This is a genomic window from Kineothrix sp. MB12-C1, assembly GCF_030863805.1.
Classification (GTDB): domain Bacteria; phylum Bacillota; class Clostridia; order Lachnospirales; family Lachnospiraceae; genus Kineothrix.
Genome location: NZ_CP132957.1, coordinates 534,959 through 557,067, shown reverse-complemented (window position 1 = coordinate 557,067; position 22,109 = coordinate 534,959). Strand labels below are relative to the sequence as shown.

The window sequence follows — 22,109 nt, the reverse complement described above, 5'->3', positions numbered from 1 at the left end:
CGGATTACTGGAGGATAAGACAATGACATTTGAAGCAAAAAAGGCACTAGAGAATTTACTTTTTAATAACTTAATAAAAGGACGTATACAAATTCATTCCTATGATGGATGCAAAGAGAATATAGAAGTGAGTATGAGTTTTGATGACATTATAATAAATGGTAACACAGCATTATTTTATGATACGGAAGACAACACCAGGGCCGAATTGACGGGGATGATTACACTACCCTTGTCTGATATTGATGACGTACATTTTACGGATGATATTACTGGAGATAATGAACTCTATGGGAAGTACAACATACTGATTATTCTGAAAAATGGAAAAGAAGTACTTCTGCCCTTCGATATGAAGGATCATACAGATACACCATATGTTTACGACAATGATACAGCATTATCATATGCTTATGTAGCAGATACAGTTCCGCTGCTAAATTATTTTATAGACAAGCCAGTTAAAATAAATCTAAGCAGCATGAGTTGCTTTTCCACCTATGATTTAGATAATTGTAGTTACGCTAACCCCATATATGCTTCATTATATATAGAAGCATTTCATTATGAATATAAAAATATTGATGGTATCCACTGCATTACTATCTCAGATAGTAAAAATGAAAATATAAATTTAACACTCAATGCTATTGAATCCGTCTATGAGTGTAATACTGGAGCCGGAAAAACTGATAAAAAGATTTTCCGTTTTGAAAGTGAAGTGGGGTTAATAACCGTTATGGATAAAGATTATGTATTTTCCAAAACAGAGGTGGCATAAATGGTAACAACAGATTCCGTCAGGCTGAATGGAAATAGGAATGTTTTAACAATTGGACTTATGGAGTAGTAAAAGAAAAGCTTTATGACGGGGGTCATTTCCCCGTCAAAGCGACTACATGTGAAAGCTTAAACGAAGGAGGAGCGAAATTATTACGGAAGCTAAGTCAAAATTTTATATGATTCAATCGCTGTCGATGGCTAATTGGTTATGTGGAAATGGACACAAAATTATTAAAGTAGAGGATAGTAGTAAAAATCCTGAGCTGAAGGTATTTCTTTTTGAAGATACTATTGCTTTGAGAAGTACGATGAAATATTTCCGTAAGGAGGTGTAATTGTATTTGTCAAATAGTAGTCAAAAAAAATGGGTATCAGATATTATTAAGAATGATTATAAATCATGGGAAAGTGAATTTGTAATATTAGATTGTGGAACTGGATGTGGAAAAACTTATTTTTGCATAACAATTCTAGGAATGTATGCAAAAAACAAGGAAAGAAAAATATTGTATCTCTGTAATCGAAGCGAACTGCGCAAAGAAGTGTTTAATGAGATTAATTTTTATGGGTTAAAGAATATTGTATGGGTTGAAACTTATCAAACATTACAAAAGAAGATTCAGCAAAAAATGAAAATCCCATACTATGATTATATTGTAGTTGATGAATGTCATTACTTTACAACAGATGCAAAATTCAATGACTATACGGATATATCATATGATTATTTGATGAAACAAAAGCAATCAGTTGTGTTATGGGTAAGTGCAACGGCAAAAATATTTTTTAATTATTTAGAAAACAAAAATAAAGTAAAAAAGAAAAATATATATAGAATTAGTAAGGACTATACCTATGTTAAAAATGTTTATTTCTACCAAAAAGATGAACTTTCAACAATCATAAATGATGTCCTAGAAAACGAGCTAGATAGTAAAATTGTAGTGTTCTGTAACTCTGCAAATAGAATGAAGGAAATGAACAAGATATATGGAGACACTGCTAATTATTTTTGTTCTAAGAGTACTACGAGCATGGAGCTAAAGAAAATTTGTGGATATGATACAAAAAGTAATATTATCTCTAATAGTATAAAACAATTGCCTGATGGGAGAAGCACTTTTGAAAAAAGAATACTATTTACAACAACAGTGTTGGATAATGGGGTAAATTTGAAGGATGAGAAGATTAAGCACATATTCAGTGAGATTTTTGATGCGGATTCTATGATTCAGTCACTTGGAAGAAAGAGAAGTCTTACTAAAGACGATCTTTGCACATTTTATATAAGAGAGTATAAACCTAAAGCAATACAGGGATTACTTAATATCAATAATTCACAGTTAGAGCCAGTCTTTTCTTATAAAAATGATTATGATAATTTCTTTAAAGAATATGGTACCGGAAAGAAACGTAGGCGATTGAGCAAAAATAGGATATTTTATTCATTTTTTACTGAGGACAAAAAAAGTAAAATAAAAATAAATGATTGTAGATATAGGAAATATGAGCAGGATAATAATATTTTATTACAAATGCGTGATATTGGTTATGTACCCATTATAAGAGACTTTTTAGGAGAAGATTTATCTTCTAAATGTGAACATATGGTTGTTGATGTTAGGAAAATTGATATATTTTTAGAATACCTTAAATCTATAGAAGGGATACAATTGTTTTCAGAAAACATAGATCGTATTAAAGAAGAATTTGAGACTATAGGCGTGAAACTAAGGTACAGTAGGGGGATCAATACTTTTAATGGATCATTAGATGATGTATATAAAGATTTATATAAACATAGGTTTTATAATACAGATATAGACGGAAAAACACTAATTGATAAAAGAAGAAAGTTAGATGATGGTAGTATTAATCCAAACAGAGATAAGAGATACTGGATATTAGAATGTAGATGATTTAAAAAATCTGACGTGATCATTATAAAATGTGAAATTTTGGGGGCGAATCCACAAATATCTATCTACATAGAAAAATGTGAATCCAACCCCAAATAAAAAAGTTAGAATTATTCTTCAAAACGAATGTGCTTTTGAGCCGTAGGCGAAAAAGTGCATCGATTTGAAGAAAAGCACTGACTAAGGACAGCTTGCTGGACTTAGGCTGTGTCTAGCGTCGCAGACATATATATAGAACTAAAATTATAGGAGATTAATAAATTGACTAATCAAGATAAAGAAAGTTTGCAAAATAAAAAGTTAACAGAATCCTTACTTATTGCTTGTCTAGCTACATGTGAGACGATTATCAGTAAAAATGCATATCTGGAAAAGAAATGGAGTAATTATGGTGGACATGGCTATTATGGAGAGCGTATTTTATGGATGGGATATCGCGAGAAAATTCGTTCCTTACTATTTCCAACATATTCTATGAAATTAATTATACAACTAACTAAAGGTGGTACTAATAAAGCGACACAAAAGACGGTTCAAGATGTAATTGAATTGATAGATAATAGCGATTATACATTAGTATAGTCTCTGACATTAGGCAGCCTTTGCTTACGCAAAGACTGATTACGAAAATTACCCCAAAGCATTTTTGGTTTCGCTACGCTAACCAAAAAAACTTTTATGTAATTTTGCGTAAAATGATTTTTTATTTATTAATTGACCAGGGAAAGGGGATACCACAATAAACATAACAAAAATTAAATATATTAAGGTAGCAGATAAGATTTATGAAGTAACGGATATTTCATTTTCTAATATGTACATCAATGCCGTAGAAATGAAATCAAATAAAATGGATATTTTATCTAGTGAGTTATTTAATATTTCTGATCTGAAGGAATTTGAAATAATCTTGAAAAATATAAAAGGACAATCTCAGATTATTAATTTAGGGGAATGGAAGGACAATCAATAGAGACGAGAACTTTTGGTAAAAAACTGTCACTTATTAATTTGAATACATGAGCTTTATACGAAGGTGTTAGATTGGAGGAAGGTTATTATAAATACTAATCAAAAAAAAGAGAAGAATAAAAATAGTAGTGCAATTAAAATAAAAAGTATACAGGCAGCAAGCCTTTATAGATATAATAACAACTATAAATTCAAGATAAAAAAGGAAGATAATAGTGGTGATATACTGTATAAGGATTCTTATCTAGACTTTGGGAATGCTGTAATAAATAATAGTTTGTTTGCAGAATTTGTTCGTAAGCATGGAGTGATTGTAGATAGGAATAATTCCAGTGTAGACTTTATAATGATGAAATTTGATTGGGGAGTAGATAAAGATGATTCTAATGAAAGAAATATAAAACCAGCAAAAACATCTAAGGAATTAAGAGAATATTATTATAAAACAGGAGCAAGTATTACTTGGAAAAAGTATAATTCTAAAACAGGAGAAGAAATTGTTGGTACTGAAAAGACTGTATTATATAAAATGCTTATGCGGAGCCCCGGAAAAGCAAAAGAAGGTCACTGTCTTTTTATTAGAGATACCTTGTTAGTTAAGGTTAGAAATTATTTAACAATGGGACTTTGGGATAAGATGAAAAATGAAAAGGGTGCTCAAATTGTAGAAATGTCCGCTTATGCTCCATTGATTACGGCTACAGCTATCAGCTACATAAATATTCCTATGGAAAATATATTTGTACTAAAGGATGAAGAGGTATCTGTATATAAAAAAGCATTTACTGTAAAAGAACGTACGGTTGAGAAATATAAAAATCAAAAAGATTATCCTGCTTTTGAAGAATATATCAATCAGCATAATTTAACGTTTTATAAGAAAAAAGTAAAAATAAATCCAGAACTGACATGGATAAATAAAAAAGACCTTGAAGCACACGGAATAAATAAAGATTTATGTCCAATAAAAATGGTTAAATACAATAATAAGGAGTGCTATGTTGACAGAGAAAGTGAAGAATCAAAAATTACAAATACTTTGTGGGACGGAATGGGATTAATTGATAATTCTATTTTTCCGAAAGGTATGGAGGGGTTTATCTATTGTAGAAGTCATTTCTTTAAATCTTGTTTATTTAGAGGGAACATTCAACAGTATTTTAAAGATCATTTAGGTGAAAGATATGATACCACTTATGTAACGGATATGATTGACCGCAAAATTAAGGTGACTGACATAAAAGTAATTGTTACTGAGAATTCCTTAAAGTGGATGAAATTTATAAATTTAATGAGTAAAACTGGAACCCTTGAGGATGCTTTTAAATGTTATGATGGATTCATGAAAAAAGACGGTGAAAGATTTGCTATAGTGAAAACTGCTCACCCTAGTAAATGGGGTGACTTACAAAGAAGTTCCTTCCAGATAAACAATACTTTACTTACCACAAATTATGAGATTTTAGGTGAAATAGCAAGAGAAAGTATTAATTATTGTAATCAATTAAAATTAGATAATGAAGCTTTTCTACAGTATTTAGCAATTACAGGAACTGCGAAATATAGTATCAATAACGTACTAATTGACTTATACCAGCTAAATAGTAATTTTAAATATATGGAGTATTTTAAGCTGAAAAAGGATAGCAAGATTAATGAATTCAAAAATAAAAGGTTACGTCTTGGTAAGCTATTACAAAACGGTGATAATTTAACTATTTGCGGAAATCCTATTGCAATGTTAATGAAAGTCACGCAGCAAGAAGGTTTTCTTGAAGAAAAATGTTTTAAGCAGATTGATAATGGAATTCAATGTTATACAACAAGATTTGCAGATGGGGAAAAAATTGCTGGATTTAGAAGTCCTCATAATTCACCCAATAATATTGTACACCTTGAAAATGTGTATCCTGAGCCTATTAAAAAGTATTTTCCCGATTTAGGTCGGAACGTTATTGTCATTAATGGAATTGAAACAGATATACAAAGTAGATTAAATGGTCAAGACTTAGACACTGATGCCATATACGCTACAAATCAAAAGCATATTGTTGACTTAGCTAGAAAAGCATATATGAATTATCCAACTATTATTAATGGAATTAACCCAAAGGGAGCCAGTGAATATGATAAAAGTATGGAATCTTACGCGGAAATGGACTCAAATATTTCTTCTGCTCAATATGCCATTGGTTCTGCAAGTAACATAGCCCAATTGGGTTTGAGCTATTATTTTGATGAAGGTTGTAATAATCAGGAGCTAGAAGATATCTTCATTATATGTTCTGTGCTTGCACAGGTGGCTATTGACTCTGCAAAAAGAAACTTTGAAATAAATGTAAATTCTGAACTATTAAGAATAGCGCAAATGCCATGTATGAAGCATAAACCCAAATATCCTGTATTTTATGCAGATGTTCAAAAAAACAACAATCAAAAAAAGAAGGGGAAAAAGTTGGAAATTAAGGAAAGTGACATTGGACACCATAATTGTCCTATGGATATTTTGTATAAAATTATTGATGAGGGAGTTATAGACCTTAGAAAACATAAGGAACTGAACACAGTAACATTTTCAGAAAAAAAGGTAGGAGTAAATCCAATATTTGAATATAAAGCTGATAAAGTGAAAACCGACCGAAAACAGTATAAAAAAATTATTAGTATAGTCGAGGCGTATGATAAAAAAGTTGGTGTATTAGATGTTAAAAGTGATACTTATCATAAAGATTGTATTAATGAATTTGATGTCTGTATGGATAAATTTAAAAATATAACCATTGGAACTAACACTATGTATTCGTTGATTGCATATGCATTTAAGCCGGGTAATGAGAAAATTAGGGATAGTATATTCACTGTTTTATACGATAAAGATAAAAAATCTTTTCTAAAATGTTTTAAAAAGACAGAAGAAAGTTCACAAAAAAACGCTGAAAACGTTGATTTATAAAGGTTTTCAATATTTACCTATGAAGGGATGCATGAAAGAACCGTAAGTCGAGTAGTGCTTCTATTCTTTATAATGTTTTATGGAATTGTGGATATAAAATCCCAATATAAATATATCATATATTTTAGTAGATGTAAATAGCAAAATTCTAAATTTTATTATATCAATTTTTTCGAGTCTTATTATAGCTTCAAAAGTTTGATTAGATAGTCTTTCATTTAGTTGTTAGTAAAAATTCGTTGGCGCGAAGAAACAAACGTTCTATCTCCCCTTTTGTCGGAATGTGGTATATAATGGTATATTATAATACTGATGATAGGGGAATATTAATGGAAAATTTTAATGCTAAAAAGATTATAAATAGTCTTAAAAATATGAATTCAGAAGACAAAGATAAAAAGGCATATACTAGTCCAATTATTAAAGAAGAAATAAAAAATGTTTTAGAGGATACAAAAATAGTTTTATATAGTCAAAATCGTGAAAGAGCGGCAAAATACATATTGTGGCAAGGATTATTAAATCAATATGGGATTTTTGGTAAGAATAGGAAAAAAACAAGATTATTCGGTGAAAATAAGGATATAACTTATTATGATAGAAATTATAAGCATGGTGACATGATTAGTATTGATTTCGGGACAAGTAATTTAGGTAAAGAATTCGCATTTACACATACGGCTATTGTTGTAAAATCATACACAGACTATATAATTGTATTGCCAGTAACATCCTGTAAAGAAGATAAACTTGATGAGATACCAGTCGATGAACAAGATGATACTATGATAATAAGAAAGACTGATTATGAAGAAATTGATTCAGATTCTTATATTATACTATATCAAATACGATCAGTGTCGAAAAATAGAATACAAAAGGTTATTGGGAGTATCTCTGACACGAAACTGATGAGAGATATAGACCTGAAACTGGCAAAATCTTTTTTACCTCTTTTAGAATAGAATTAATTATATACTTGACATTTTTCAATTATTATATTATTATTTAATTAACATATATAAGATATTTTTAGCAATATTGCTATTAAGTATAACTACATCATTAAAGCCCATTCATATTTGTGAATAGGGCTTTACTACATTCCAAAAGCACTTACTCAAAAGGTAGGTGCTTTTGTATGCCAATTCCTTATTTGCCACCATCCATTCGGTAGCATTTAACATTCTTCTAGTAGAAAAATAAGTATTAACTTATAATTCTACATTATAAAAGAGAGACTGTCTTTGATATTTGACTTGTCTACTTGACAGGGGCATATCAAACAGTCTCTCTTTTTTGATATAAAAATGTCTATTACTCGCACCTACAATCATTGCATTTGAAGGTGTAGATTCTTTGGCTGCACACTCTTTGAGAATAGATCAAGGAGGGTCAAATTTGATACCCCCTAAAATATACTGTATAAATCATAGATGCGATCACATGTGGTCGTGTCTAAATTAATTTTATCAATAAAAATAAGCATAGCAAAAAAAATAGAAAGGAGTAATTATGACACAAGAAGAACTAAGAAATATTTATAATTTAAGACTGAAAAAGGAAAAGCAAAGCTATATTGCAGAAACCATAGGAATTGACGCTGGTGTTCTATCAAAATTTCGTAACAATAAAATTGATCTTTATCCCCACTTATTCAAAAAATTAGAAGCATATCTTACTGAAAAATAATTATATTCTCATATTAAAAATCCCCAGAAGAGGAGAAATATGAAATTAAATATAGGTGATAGAGTTAAAGGAACCAATTCTATTTATGAAGTTGTAGCTATTATTTTTGCTACGGTCTATTTACGTGCTATAAAAGATAATGACATGAATTATTTATGTGAGATGGAAGATGTGTATCACAACTATTTAGATATAGAAATTATATAGAAAGAAGGAAAAATTAATGCAGAATAATGAAACAGAAGTAATAAATCAGTACGAGGTTAGGTTTACAGACGGTCAGGTACTGTCCGCATTGGGAGAGCTTGAACCAGAAAAGAGAAGTTTATTAATGGAAGTAATTAAAATAGATGATATTTTTAGGTTTTGTAACGATGAAACTCGTGCTTTAAAATTGCTTGATGATTGCAATCAGCTCCTAGATACTTATCGTAAAATTAGTATGGGTATTATGGAGTTAAGTAAAATTTTAGAAAAATCCCAAAATGAAGATGTGGAAGATATCATGAATAAAATGATTGAATCTTATTCCAAATTTTCAAGAGAGGATAAGCTGGAATTTAATAAAAGAACATTTGAAAAGAATGATTTAACTAATTCGTTGGATTTATTTGGATATTCATTAAACAAATTTTTAACTGGTTTGGATAGAACGGTTTAGATAAAGGTATGAAAAAGAACGGTTATTATGATATAGATAAATTACTAAACGATATTAGAAGTGATATAGAGGATGTGCTGATAGATGAAGTTCTGGATGAGGTGAAAAATATTGAGTTAGAACATATTCAGGATGACGTTTTTCGCGCATACTCTCCCAAAATATATGAGAGAAGGGAACATAACGGTATTGATGATCCAGAAAATATAATTGGCGAAGTCAATAATATGAGTCTGACTGTAGACAATAAAACAAAATTTAATGATGGATATGGTACATACAATCATGGTGTCGGTTTAGCTGATTTGATTAATGGTGGTGACGGAGTAAATGGTTATTATTATGATTATTTTGGTGAATTCAATCTACCAAGACCTTTTCTCGACAATACAAAATATGAGATTGAGAGAACAAATCGTGTCGATGATGCGTTGGTAAAAGGAATGCGGAGAAGAAAATATAATATTACTTGATTTAGAAGCTGAAATGCTTCTTATTTTAATAATGGAGGTTATGAGTGTCAGAAAAACAGATAAATATTAAGGCGAATTTGGATGATAGCCAATTAAGAAAACAGTTATCGGAGCTTGAAAAAGAAAAACATAAAATAAATGTTGATGCAGATAGTAGCAGTGTAAATAATACAGCGCAAAATATTAAACAGTTATCAAAAATAGCAAATGAATCCAGTAGTATATTCGGCAAGTTGAAGTCGGCAATTAGTAATACATTTTCTACCGGAAAATTGGCTATGACCTCATATTTGATTGTCCTTAGAGAAATAAATCAAGCAAGTAAAAATTTTAAGCAGTCAATGCTAGAAATAGACAAAGCTATTACTGATTTGTCAGTAGCAACAAATATGAGCCGGAAAGCCGTATCTGGATTGGTGAAAGATTATAATTTTTATGGGAAGCAATTAGCTAGTACCACAACTCAGATAACATCAGCAGCAGATGATTATTTACGTGCTGGTAAGGATATGAATGAAGCTCAGGCTTTAATTAAAGATAGTATTATGCTTTCAAAATTAGGAAAGCTTGATTCTGGCTCGTCCACGGAGAATTTACTTGCTGTAATGAATGGATATGAAATGTCCATTCATGAAGTTGGCAAAGCCTTGGACGCAATGGTGGCAATTGATATGGAAGCAGCTACAAGTGCTGGGGATGTAGCCACAGCATTAAAATATTCTGCGTCCAGTGCAGATTTGGCAGGTGTTTCTTTTAATAAATTAGCAGCAATGACAGCAACGGTACAGGACAAGACACAACAATCAGCAGAGACTATTGGTACATTTATGAATACTGTTTTGTCACGGTACAGGAATGTTAAAATAGGTCAGTTTATAGATGATGATGGTGAAAGTCTATCAGAAGTTGAAACTATTTTAGATTCTCTTGGTATAAAGTTGCGTGACACAAATCAAGAGTTTAGAAATTTTGAGACAGTCATTGATGAAGTAGCACATGGATGGGATAGTTATTCTTCTGTACAGCAGTCGGCAATTGCTAAAGCGTTTGCAGGAACAAGACAGCAAAACCGTTTTATTGCTTTGATGCAAGGCTATAATAAGACTCTTGAATTAACAGAAGTAGCAGCTAATTCAGCAGGAACAGCGTTAGATAAGTTCAATAATTCCTATATGAATTCTTTAGAAGCAAAAGAAAATACTTTGCAAGCTTCTTTTGAATCAATGGTAATGAATTCGGACTTTGATTCAATATACTCAGGAATATTAGATGCAACAACCGCACTTGTAGATTTTATTAATGAAACGAATGCTCTTAAAGGTATCTTCACTGGGTTAGCTTTGACAGGTGGAGTCAAAGCATTTTTATCATTAAAAACGGGAATTAATGAAGCATATATATCTCTAAATCAGTTTCAAAATGCTTTAAATATAGCAAAACAGACATCTATATCCACAAATGATTTTGATAAGCTTTTATTATTATCAAATAATCTTACACAGAGTCAAATGAAACTTCTCTTATCCTCTAAAAATCTATCAAGTGCACAGCGTGAACAGATGCTTGTTAATAGTGGACTTAGTATTGAGGAAGCAAAACTGCAATTAGAAACGTGGGGGCTAACTACCGCTAACAATGGACTTACGGTAGCAACTACTACTTTGAAAAATGCAGCTCTTGGATTATGGAATACACTTTTAGCAAATCCTTTTACCGTTATTATTGCCACAATTTCAGCAGCAACGATGGCTTATAATTCATATAAGCAAAAAGTTGAAGAAACGAGACAAGCAAATATTAAGGCATCGGATGGTGCTATTGATACAGCAAATGAATTGAAAAAACTTTATATAGAATATTCGAGATTAAATTCCATTCAGGACAAAACATCATCAGAGGAAGATGAGTATAGGGGTGTTATCGAGAATATAACGGTTGCTCTTGGTGAGAGAGCTGACGCTCTAAAAGGTTTATCTCAAGGGACAGAAGAATATACCAAAAAGCTTCAAGAATTAACGAAAGAAGAACTAAAAAATCAATATACATCTGCCGTTGTTGGAAGAAAGTCAGCAGAAGATACACTTAAAGATACTATCTGGAGTGATATTGGTGGTTCAACGGTTTCTGTTGATTCTAACTCACAAGGCAAAAAACTTTCCAATGATGCAACAAAAGCAGTAGAGATTGTTTCAGATGCGCTTAAAGAGTATGAAGCGATGAATAGAACTTGGGGAAATATATCTTGGGATATTAATTCAGACAACCCAGATGATGCCGTGGAGTATTACAATGCACTATTAAAGGCAAGAGAGAATTTAGTGGCTTCTTCAAAGGATAATGAAGCACTCCTTGATACACAGATTTATAACGATATTAATAATGCTATAAATGCTATGTCGGATGACTTGGATACGTATATCAGCAAAAGATATGAGGAGCTGAAACTTGATTATCTGGTACAGAATACAATTCCAACAACAGCAGAAGAGTATCAGAAAATGGAAAATGCCATTGCAGATGCTACGGGTGCAAATGAGGGGTTACAATCAGCATTTAAAGATTTGCTGGCAGAGGATTTTTCTGGATTATATGCTAAAATTCAGGAAGAATTAGAAAGTGAAAATATAGAACCAGATATAGAGATATTTTCTATTTCCAGTATTATAGACCAACTTGACACTCAACTAAAGCCGACTTTCGATTCCTTACAATCTGTATATCAGAAAATCTTTACAATTGAAGATGGAAAAGAAATATTTACTCTTGAAAATGTAGATCTCTCTATGTTTAAAGATATCCAATCATCTATTGAAGAGTTAAACAAAGCTGGTTTAAATATTGATGTATCCTCTTATGATGATTTTGTAAAAACTCTTACAGACTCCTCTTCTACTGTTGACGAGGTGAAGAGTACTTTTAATAATATTGCTACAACTGTGACAAGTTCGTTAAGTCCTAGCCTTTCTCAGGCAAGTGGAGAACAATACCTATTAATTCAGTCCCTGTTAGAATCTCTTGGTATCATGAATAGCGAAGAAGTAATGATATCTACACTTGGATATTCATATGCAGAATACGTAGCGGCGAAAGAAGAAGCTGCACAAGCGGGAAAAGATTTATCCAATTATACCGAGGAACAAATTTCTGGATTTGTACGGGAGCAACTTGCGGCTGACAATTGTGGAGAAGCACTGGCTCTCCTACAGTTAAAGAAATTACTTGTCAATTCTACCCAAATAAATGCTACTTCTGATATTCAACAAATCCTTGCGCTTGCTGATGCGGCTAATATTACTTCATCTTCTCTTGTTTCTTTAGCAAATGCAAAGGCTAGTTTTGATGCTGCCGTGGCTTCTGGCGATAAACAAGGAATGGCTCTGGCTGCGAGAGGTGTAAATGAAGCTGTACAAAATTCAAAGGATGAGTTATTAAATTATAAATTACCAGAGATAGATTTTAATGGTAATTCTGGTTCTAAAGCCGCTGGTAAAGCTGGCAAAGAAGCCGCAGATGAATACCTTGAAGCATTTGAGAAAGAACTTTCTAAACTAGATGATTTAAAAAATCGTGGAAAAATTACAGAAAAACAATATTTAGATGCGTTAAGGAAATTATATGTAAAATACTTTCGTCAAAAAGAAAAGTATATTGATGAAATGGCTAAGTACGAGAATCAATATTTACAGGGTATGAAATCCTTATATGAATCAGCTTTTTCGTATATAACTAAGCAAATCGACAAACGAATCAACTCTATTCAAAAAGAGCGCGATGCTCAAATCGAAAGTTTAGAAGCTCAAAAGAAAGCAGCCGAGGACTTTTATCAGAATCAGATAGATGAAATCGAAGAACAAATAGATGCTATTGACAAAGAAGTCGAAGCAAAACAAGATCTCATAGATGCTATTAATGATGCTGCCGATGCAAGGAAAAGAGAATTAGACCTTCAAAAAGCACAGTATGATTTAGAACGTATGCAGAATCAGAATACCAAACTTGTGTATAAAGATGGTCAAATGTCGTATGAAGCTGACACAACCGGTATTCGTGATGCTCGTGAAGAAGTCGAAGATGCAAAACGTGAAATAGAGATTGCTTCTATAGAAAAAGTCATAGATGGACTAGAGAAACAAAAGGATTTGTTGGAAGACCAACAGAAAGCACTTGAAAAAGCTTTGGACGCATCTAATGCTTATTGGGATTCAGAAATAGAAAAGAGCGAAAAACACTTTGATTCTATAATTAGTGGCTTGGAAGAAACCAAAAATAAATTCACGGAACTTGGTGAAATTTTTGAGAATGCACAGATGGAGGCTACTCTTCAAGAACTCGGTATTAATATGGAAGCCTTGCTTAGTGGCTCAACCGAAGAATTTGATAAGCTGAAAACTTCTTATATTGGTATTCTTGCGGATATAAGCAGAAACAATGATGGTGTACTTGAGCAGATGTCCAAGTTTTCAGGTGTCAGTGCTGAAACAGTAAGTTATCTTGACTCAACAAAAGGTGCATTTGAGAATCTTGGAGCTGCAACACTTGACCCTCTTTCTACGAGCGTAGAAGAAACCGCAACGGCAACCGAAGGACTTTCTACCTCTGCAAGTGAAGCTTCTACTGCTGTCGGAGAGATTGGAACGAATGCTTCTAATACTACCGCGAGTATCACACCTCTTAATGATGAATTACAGAAGTTAAAGGATTTAATTTCTGAACTGACAACACTATTCGATTCATTAGAATTCCCCACTCCGGGAGATGAAGGATACACTGAGAAATTAAATGCTATCGCTACAGCGTTTGAAAATATCGCAATAAAATGTAAAGAATTTGAACAGATAGACTTCTCTTCTATTATAGGGACTTCTGGAAGTGTATCAAGTGACACAGGCACTTCTTCTAGTGAGGGTGATGTAGGTAGTGGTTTCCAAGGATTATCTACTGCTATATCAGATTCCGTTGCTATAATTGAATCACAAATGACAAATCTTCAAACAGCACTTTCTATTGGTAACGAAGCTTTTGCTGAACAAATAGCCATTATTCAAGATGAATATATTCCTAAATGGGAGGAACTACAAACGAGGCTGTCTGAAATTATTGGAGTAGGTGGTGGAGAAAGTGGTTCTAAGGAAGGCAAAACCAAGAAAAAGGGTGGAAGTGATTCCGAAGGTGGCTCTGGTAGTATTGTTGATATCATGCAAACTGGTGGAGATGAAGTTGCAGCCAAGTTAGAAGACCCTTGGTTAAAATCATTCAATGAATTTGCTACCGGAGAGAACTCCATTCAGAGTATCGCTAATCTCATTAAAGATATTGTAACTGAAATGGCAACTACTATCCAAGCACAATGCGCAGCCGCCGCCGAAGCTATTAGGAAATTGGCAAATGAAGCCCTAAATTCATCTTCAATCCTTAGTATTGATACTGGTGGTCATGGAGGAGGAGGTAGTTCAAGATCTCCCAATACCCGTGATTATCAAGGTACAGTTGGTAGTGCTTTTGCAAGTGGAACTTCTGAATATGTTAATCTCAATAACATACCTAATTCACCAATAACTGGATATAAGGGGTTGCCTAGGGATGAAAAGAATGCTCTCCGTTCTGAATACGGACAGCCTGAGTTAACTGTTTATCCTAACGGAACTACTGAATTAACTACCGAGCCAGTTATGAGTGATTTACCCAAAGGCACTGTTGTCTTTAATGAAGAACAGACGAAAAGAATCATGAGCAATGAAGGGGAAATACTTGGAAATGCTTACGCAAATGGAGTAATTAATTCAAAGTATGTACCCGTGGCATGGAACAGAGATCAGATAGATATTCAAAAAAGGTTTTTACGACTAACTGATATGGGCGTTGATATGTTTAGCGTTCCTTCAAAGGCTATGTTAGAAGCTTCTGAATCAATGAATGATATGGTTAAAAGTATGAAGACTCACGAACAGGCAATTATAAATCATAATCAATTCAATATCACTCTTCCAAATGTAACAAATGAAAGTAAGGCATTAGACTTACTAAATGAATTGCAGAGATTGCCTTTGGATGCAAAACAACATGTCTTAAGAAAGTAAGAAAGGAAACCCACACTCTGAAATATGGGTGTGGGTTAGATGTGTAAATAATGAATGATAAAATTTCTTTTTACGAAAAATATAAATGGCTTCCATCAATTATATCAACTATTTCCTTGTGTATTTCTATTATTGTCATAATATTAAGGCTACTATAGATGCAGCAAGAGCACAAATGGATATAGAAACAGGTATCCAAAACTGAATCCAATGGTTTCGTTTAATAACTTTTGATTCTTTTTTGTTACTAAAATAATGTAAGCAAGGTGAAAGTAATTGAACAGTCCAGTATCGGCTAAAATCATCGCTTGGTGATTTGTCTTTAATAGTTAGATAATAATCAGCGTTTAAAATATAAATGTTTGTTATTATTTCTTTTATGGACATACCTATTTTTGACACATCAGATTTATCTATACAAACAGTCGATTCCTTATTTTGTTTGATTTTTAATTCATCAAGTAAGAACGAAATTAATTTTTCTTTTTGTTCAATTTCTATTTTTTCTTGTTTGGATTTCATATTTTTCCCCTTTGTACGATATTTTATATGGTATATTTTACCACTGTTTATTATTAAATAAAAGTGAGAACGTTTATTCTAAAAACAAGAACTTAAACCCAAAGAGCAAGAGAATTAATCTCCTGCTCTTTTTCTATGCAATAAATTAAATAGAGGAAACAAGAAATGCGTAATTTAAATGATGTTATGCTAGATAGCATTGAAATAATAATCAGCAAACGATTAGAAAAATTAATTAACAATGATCGACAAGGAGTCGTTACAGAAATAACTACTGACAGACTCGGAAAGAAAAAATATACCGTATTGATTAATGGAAGTGGATATAAGGTAACAGATGGTGTAAATTTGAATCCGATTATAGGCACAAAGGTATGGGTTCATCTGCCTAATGGAAACTGGGAGGGTGCTTATATTTGCGCTGTTATATAATCACTTAAGGAATCATAGAATATTGATTAATGATATAGCAAGGGTTAGTTGGATTTCTGACCCTTGTTTTAATATAGATTTTGGAGGTATTACTATAAAAACAGAAGTAATAGAAAAACGGGCATTATTGGATATTAAAGAATTTTGTGAATACTTGGGAATCGGTCAGACCAAGGCGAGAGAATTATTGGGGAATCCTATAAACGGATTTACTATTAGAATAGGAAATAGATTATATGCTCATAAAGGAAGATTGGATACATGGCTGCTACATCAGATTATGTAGCTTTGCTAATTGAAAATAGGTAATAAATGTGATAAAATTGGCATTGAATGTTCAAACGAAGATTCTTTTCCCGATTTTGCACAGGAAGGAGGAACTGGTGGGAAAATCACTTAAAGGGAAAGAATTAGGTAAAGGTATCTCACAACGAAAAAATGGCTTATATCAAGCTAGGTTTGTTAACAGATTTGGCAAAAGACAGACCATATATGCCAAGACTTATAATGAAATAAATCAAAAGTTGCGTACTGAGCAATACGAGGACGAAAAACAGGTTAATGTCATTAAAAAAGATATTACGCTTGATGAATGGTATGATATATGGCAAAACACTTGTAAGAAGAATTGTAGAAATTCGACAAAAGAATCATACGCAATCCATTACAGACGTATCAAGTCCGATTTAGGATGGAGAAAATTAAAGGCTCTTAATTTGGTAACTATGCAGGATGCAATAAATCAATTGGACTCTGATAATGAGCGTAGTAATTCGAAGAAAATATTAGTTGATTTACTTAATAAGGCTTTAGATAGCGATTTGATTACTAAGAATGTCGCAAAGCAAATTAATACAATTGTTTCGAAAGAAGATAAAAAGGAAAGAAGAGTATTAACAATAAGTGAAACAGAGAAGTTTTTGAAAATGGCAGAAGAAAAGTATTACTACAATCTGTTTGTATTAGCTCTTGAAACTGGTATGCGCGTTGGTGAACTATGTGGTCTTCAATGGTCTGATGTTGATTTAAATAAAAAAGTTATCCATGTACAACATACACTTTGTTACTTTAGCAAAGATGGAAAGTACATATTTGAGATGCATGATACTAAAACTAATAATGGAAAAAGACTTATTCCATTGACCTCTAGAGCTATTAAGATTTTAAGGAAACAGAAAATACAAAAGCAAGAGATTGTCTTCAGAGGAAAAGTCGCACTAGAAGGATATGAAGATCTTGTGTTTGTTACGAAGAACAATCAACCTACGCAACAATTTTTAGTACAAGAATGCATGGGTTTGATTATAAAAAGTATTCAGAAAAAAGATGCTAGTTTTAAGCGTTTTACGCCTCATACCTTTAGGCATACTTTCGCAACACGCGCTATTGAAAATGGGATGCAACCTAAAACACTTCAACATCTACTAGGACATGGTACACTTCAAATGACAATGGATTTATATGTTCATACGACAGAAGACACTCTGTTCGAAGAAATGAAGAAGATGGAGCAAAAGAGAGCCTAGACACAAAATGGTGTAAAAATGGTGTAGTAGCGCAATTTTAAATAAGACGAAGGGCTTGAAAGCCTGTAATTACAGGAGGTTTTAAAAAGATGGAAAGCTACAAGCAGGAATTTATTGAATTTATGGTGGACAGCCAGGTACTTAAGTTCGGAGAATTTACTTTGAAAAGCGGACGTAAATCTCCGTTTTTTATGAATGCAGGGGGGTATGTGACCGGCACTCAGCTTAGAAAGCTGGGTGAATATTATGCCAAAGCGATTCATGATAATTATGGATTGGACTTCGATGTGCTGTTCGGACCGGCATATAAAGGGATTCCCTTAAGCGTGGCAACGACGATGGCAATCAGCGAACTTTATGGTAAGGATGTCAGATATTGTTCCAACAGAAAGGAAGAAAAGGACCACGGGGATACAGGAATCCTTCTTGGAAGTAAGTTAAAAGATGGTGATAAAGTTGTAATTATCGAAGATGTTACCACTTCCGGAAAGTCGATTGAAGAAACTTTTCCCATTCTAAAGAAGCAGGCTAATGTGGAAGTGAAAGGGCTTATTGTTTCCTTAAACCGCATGGAAAAAGGACAGGGGGAGAAGGGTGCACTCTCCGAAATAAAAGATAAATATGGTTTCCCTGCAAGCGCGATTGTGACTATGGATGAAGTAGTGGAATATTTGTATAATAAACCGTATCATGGTACAATCTATATTGATGATGCATGCAAAGAAGCTATCGATACATATTATGCAACATATGGGGCGAAGTAGAAAGGGGTATTATATTATGGAAGAGAGAATTTATAAAATTATGGGCGGTTCAGGGGCCCTCAATATTGTAATCGGTGTCGTATCACTTGTGGCAGGGATTACCGGAGGAGTTCTTCTTATTATAAGCGGCGCGAAGCTGTTATCTGGCAAATCGAAAATATTATTTTAAATGCACGGGCATTCCGAAAAGGATGCCCTTTTAGAGGTTGATTATGAACCGTAGGAATTATCGGGCAAGAAGAAAAAACGGATATATTTTCACGTCGAAGAGGCATACAGATAAGGGGATTATGTCGGTGGTTCTCGGTGTGATTTCCATCATTTCGGTGGCGGCAGCTATTTACTTATCTTATAGAAATAATGGGGAAGCGGCTCCACAATATGGAGCGGCGGTTTTCTTGGTGACAATTTTTTCTCTGGCAGGGCTGGTCCTTGGTATCCTTTCACGGATGGAGAAGGACAGGTATTATCTGTTCTCTTATTTGGGGATCGGATGCAATATTTTGGTATTGGCTCTCATCAGTATTATTTTATATGCAGGAGCGTACATAATGTAAGAGATTTTCACACTTGAGATTATTTCGCTTGCAAATATTGTGCCTGCACCTAAGTCTGCAGGTCATGAGAAGGGTATGGTTATTGGAATGAATGAGAATTTATTAGAAAGATATGAACTTTCCCTGGAACGAATTAGGGAAGTAAGACAAGAACAGTGTCTGGATGGGAATTATAGGACATACTTTGAACGAACGGCCGCATTTTTACTGGAAATGGCGGATACTTATGAATATGTGAAAAGCGGAAAAATGAAGCAGGCATCTATGGAAGAATTGCAGGCACATAATAAGAAACTGTATGAAGATGTGCTGCCGGAGAATTACGGGACGAGTTATGCGAACCCGGCTTATGCGGTAAAGGAGCTGGGCGAAGAATATGGGCAGCTTTTGTCTTTTTTATATGCGGAGCTTAGGGGCTTAATCGTATTTGCTTATGAGCAGGATCTTATCGAGATGTTGATTCGTATGGAATTATTTCTGGAAATCTACCAGACATTCAGCTGTGCATGGGAAGAGGAGAAAAGACTGCCGGTTTATGAGGAAATCAGGCAGATTATCTATTGGTTCATCAGCGACTATTCGGAGCCGGAAGCGGAGAAGAGACTGGCAGACCAGCTTTGCTCGAATCGGGATTTCGCTTTACGTATTATTATGGAAAGCGATTTGGAAGATTTGCGTTATCTGTACTATTTCGGAGAATATATTACGGATAGTGAACTTAAGACGGCGAAGCATTTGAATGAAATGTCAGCGGAAGAAATAAAACTGATGGCGGATACTTATACGGAAGGGTATCGTATCGGTTTTGAAGTGGGCGGTAAAGACATTACTAAGAAAAAGACAGTGAATATACGCTATGCCTTGGGTTTTGAGCGTATGATCAGAGAATCGGTGCGCGGCTTTGAGAAAATAGGAATGCAATCTGTGATTTACCGCGCCGGAGTCAGTGCCTTCCACAATAAAGGAGTGAACCGAATCGGCTATTTCGGCACAAGTGCGAACAAACAGTATGATTATGATCATAAGGATGATCAGGCATTGTATCTCGATAAACAGTTTGTGAACCGTAAGCTGGAGGTATTGAAGAAGGCTTATGAGAATCTGAAAGAGGAGGCTGGTGCACATGGAGGTCCTGCGGTCGTTGAAATTTTCGGGGAGACACCGTTTGTACCCGAGACAAAAGCAGAAGCTTTGCGCCTTTCTGAGAAACAGCAGAAGCTGGTGGTGGAATATATGTCGGCAGCAGGAGAATTGCAGAACGAATATATTAAGGGAGATGAAAGAAGTTTTACGATCATAGCTTTTCCGGTACCTCCTATCGGTGACCAATACGAGGAAATTTTCGATGAAATCGTGAAAATCAATACTTTAGATTATAAACTTTATCAGACGATACAGCAGACTATTATCGATACGCTGGATAAAGCAAAATATGTGCAGATTAAAGGGATGGGAGAGAATCGAACAGACCTAAAGGTGATGCTGCATGAATTAGAAAATCCCCAGAAGGAGACTAATTTTGAAAACTGCGTGGCAGATGTAAATATTCCGGTAGGAGAAGTATTCACCTCCCCGGTACTCACAGGCACAACCGGTATTTTACATGTAAGCAGAGTGTTTTTAGGAGAGCTGGAATATAAAGATCTGGAGATCATTTTTACCGACGGTATGATAACGAGCTATCGTTGCGCGAACTTCGAACGGGAAGAGGAGAACCGGAAATATATTAAGGAGAATGTCCTCTTCCATCATGACACACTTCCTCTCGGTGAGTTTGCCATAGGGACGAATACCGTAGCTTATATAGCGGCGAAGAAATATGGAATTGCAGATAAACTGCCGATTCTTATCGCTGAGAAAATGGGACCTCATTTCGCAGTAGGCGATACGTGTTATTCTCATGAAGAGGACAGCATGACATATAATCCCGATGGAAAAGCGATTATTGCCAGAGATAACGAAGTATCTGTGCTTCGAAAGAACGACAGCAGAAAGGCTTATTTTAACTGTCATACGGATATTACGATCCCTTATGATGAATTGGGAGAATTATCGGCAGTGACTGCAGAGGGGGAGATACTTCCTATTATAGAAAAAGGGCGATTTGTTCTGGATGGCTGTGAAGAGTTGAATAGACCTTTCCTTTCATAATTAATATGATTGCAATCATTTAAGAAGTTTAGTAAACTAAGAATACATGAAAAGAGCAAAGGAGAAAAGGTAATGGCGAAAGTTGGAATTGTTATGGGAAGTGATTCGGATATGTCGGTAATGGCTAAGGCGGCTGATATTCTGGAGGAACTTGGAATTTCTTATGAAATGAGAATTATTTCGGCTCACAGAGAGCCTGATGTATTTTTTGAATATGCAAAGAGTGCGGAAGAGAAAGGATTTAAGGTAATTATTGCAGGTGCCGGAATGGCAGCTCACCTACCCGGGATGTGCGCAGCGATTTTCCCGATGCCCGTTATCGGTATTCCGATGCATACCACGTCTCTTGGAGGAAATGACTCCCTTTATTCGATCGTACAGATGCCTTCCGGTATTCCGGTAGCTACGGTGGCAATTAACGGTGGAGCTAACGCGGGTCTTCTTGCGGCAAAGATTCTTGCCACATCGGATGAAGAACTTTTAGCGAAGCTGAAAGCGTATGGCACATCGCTTGGAGAAGCGGTACAGGCGAAGGATGCGAAGCTTCAGGAAGTGGGATACAAAAACTATAAGTAAACTGTGAGGGTACTGAGCAGTTATAACAAAATTAAATAGGGTGAACAGTGG

The 22,109-nt window shown here is 34.0% G+C and carries 20 protein-coding genes; 19 read left to right on the top strand and 1 reads right to left on the bottom strand.

Annotated features, from left to right (window positions below):
* Positions 1–22 precede the first annotated feature (22 nt).
* The 11 genes from RBB56_RS02680 (at position 23) to RBB56_RS02630 (ending at position 15,530) form a co-directional block, all read left to right on the top strand.
* Entirely contained in the window at positions 23–781 is a 759-nt protein-coding gene (locus RBB56_RS02680; protein WP_306720865.1) for a hypothetical protein, read from the top strand.
* Positions 782–959: 178 nt separating this feature from the next.
* Complete coding sequence (locus RBB56_RS02675) at positions 960–1,118, top strand: DUF5659 domain-containing protein (RefSeq protein ID WP_306720864.1); 159 nt, start codon at positions 960–962, stop codon at positions 1,116–1,118.
* Between the two features lie 6 nt (positions 1,119–1,124).
* A complete protein-coding gene (locus RBB56_RS02670) occupies positions 1,125–2,702 on the top strand; it encodes a DEAD/DEAH box helicase family protein (RefSeq protein ID WP_306720863.1) in 1,578 nt (525 codons plus the stop codon).
* 261 nt (positions 2,703–2,963) lie between these two features.
* A complete protein-coding gene (locus tag RBB56_RS02665) occupies positions 2,964–3,284 on the top strand; it encodes a hypothetical protein (RefSeq protein ID WP_306720862.1) in 321 nt (106 codons plus the stop codon).
* Between the two features lie 454 nt (positions 3,285–3,738).
* Positions 3,739–6,627 carry a hypothetical protein gene (locus tag RBB56_RS02660; protein ID WP_306720861.1) on the top strand — a complete coding sequence of 963 codons (2,889 nt, stop codon included), beginning with the start codon at positions 3,739–3,741 and terminating at the stop codon, positions 6,625–6,627.
* Between the two features lie 329 nt (positions 6,628–6,956).
* Positions 6,957–7,592 (top strand): type II toxin-antitoxin system PemK/MazF family toxin, encoded by a 636-nt coding sequence (locus RBB56_RS02655; protein WP_306720860.1) that lies wholly within the window; start codon positions 6,957–6,959, stop codon positions 7,590–7,592.
* 550 nt (positions 7,593–8,142) lie between these two features.
* Entirely contained in the window at positions 8,143–8,319 is a 177-nt protein-coding gene (locus tag RBB56_RS02650) for a hypothetical protein (RefSeq protein WP_306720859.1), read from the top strand.
* Positions 8,320–8,358: 39 nt separating this feature from the next.
* On the top strand, positions 8,359–8,526 hold the full coding sequence (locus RBB56_RS02645) for a hypothetical protein (protein WP_306720858.1): 168 nt from the start codon (positions 8,359–8,361) through the stop codon (positions 8,524–8,526).
* 16 nt (positions 8,527–8,542) lie between these two features.
* Entirely contained in the window at positions 8,543–8,980 is a 438-nt protein-coding gene (locus RBB56_RS02640; RefSeq protein ID WP_306720857.1) for a hypothetical protein, read from the top strand.
* Positions 8,981–8,988: 8 nt separating this feature from the next.
* Positions 8,989–9,453 (top strand): hypothetical protein, encoded by a 465-nt coding sequence (locus RBB56_RS02635; RefSeq protein WP_306720856.1) that lies wholly within the window; start codon positions 8,989–8,991, stop codon positions 9,451–9,453.
* Between the two features lie 44 nt (positions 9,454–9,497).
* On the top strand, positions 9,498–15,530 hold the full coding sequence (locus RBB56_RS02630) for a phage tail tape measure protein (RefSeq protein ID WP_306720855.1): 6,033 nt from the start codon (positions 9,498–9,500) through the stop codon (positions 15,528–15,530).
* Between the two features lie 135 nt (positions 15,531–15,665).
* On the opposite strand, the gene RBB56_RS02625 is transcribed toward RBB56_RS02630, so the two are convergent.
* Complete coding sequence (locus RBB56_RS02625; RefSeq protein WP_306720854.1) at positions 15,666–16,052, bottom strand: hypothetical protein; 387 nt, start codon at positions 16,050–16,052, stop codon at positions 15,666–15,668.
* A gap of 165 nt (positions 16,053–16,217) precedes the next feature.
* Between RBB56_RS02625 and RBB56_RS02620 the strand changes: the two genes are divergently transcribed.
* From RBB56_RS02620 to purE, 8 genes are all read left to right on the top strand, one after another.
* Positions 16,218–16,484 (top strand): hypothetical protein, encoded by a 267-nt coding sequence (locus RBB56_RS02620; RefSeq protein ID WP_306720853.1) that lies wholly within the window; start codon positions 16,218–16,220, stop codon positions 16,482–16,484.
* Between the two features lie 22 nt (positions 16,485–16,506).
* Entirely contained in the window at positions 16,507–16,770 is a 264-nt protein-coding gene (locus tag RBB56_RS02615; RefSeq protein ID WP_306720852.1) for a helix-turn-helix domain-containing protein, read from the top strand.
* A gap of 97 nt (positions 16,771–16,867) precedes the next feature.
* Positions 16,868–18,010 carry a tyrosine-type recombinase/integrase gene (locus RBB56_RS02610; RefSeq protein ID WP_306720851.1) on the top strand — a complete coding sequence of 381 codons (1,143 nt, stop codon included), beginning with the start codon at positions 16,868–16,870 and terminating at the stop codon, positions 18,008–18,010.
* Between the two features lie 89 nt (positions 18,011–18,099).
* The gene (gene pyrE / locus RBB56_RS02605; RefSeq protein ID WP_306720850.1) at positions 18,100–18,774 is read left to right on the top strand and encodes an orotate phosphoribosyltransferase; all 675 of its coding nucleotides are present in this window, start codon (positions 18,100–18,102) and stop codon (positions 18,772–18,774) included.
* A gap of 16 nt (positions 18,775–18,790) precedes the next feature.
* Entirely contained in the window at positions 18,791–18,943 is a 153-nt protein-coding gene (locus tag RBB56_RS02600) for a hypothetical protein (protein ID WP_306720849.1), read from the top strand.
* A 43-nt stretch (positions 18,944–18,986) separates the two neighbouring features.
* Positions 18,987–19,331 carry a DUF6142 family protein gene (locus RBB56_RS02595; RefSeq protein WP_306720848.1) on the top strand — a complete coding sequence of 115 codons (345 nt, stop codon included), beginning with the start codon at positions 18,987–18,989 and terminating at the stop codon, positions 19,329–19,331.
* 75 nt (positions 19,332–19,406) lie between these two features.
* On the top strand, positions 19,407–21,482 hold the full coding sequence (locus RBB56_RS02590; RefSeq protein ID WP_306720847.1) for an aminopeptidase: 2,076 nt from the start codon (positions 19,407–19,409) through the stop codon (positions 21,480–21,482).
* Between the two features lie 72 nt (positions 21,483–21,554).
* A complete protein-coding gene (purE, locus tag RBB56_RS02585) occupies positions 21,555–22,058 on the top strand; it encodes a 5-(carboxyamino)imidazole ribonucleotide mutase (RefSeq protein ID WP_306720846.1) in 504 nt (167 codons plus the stop codon).
* Positions 22,059–22,109 lie beyond the last annotated feature (51 nt).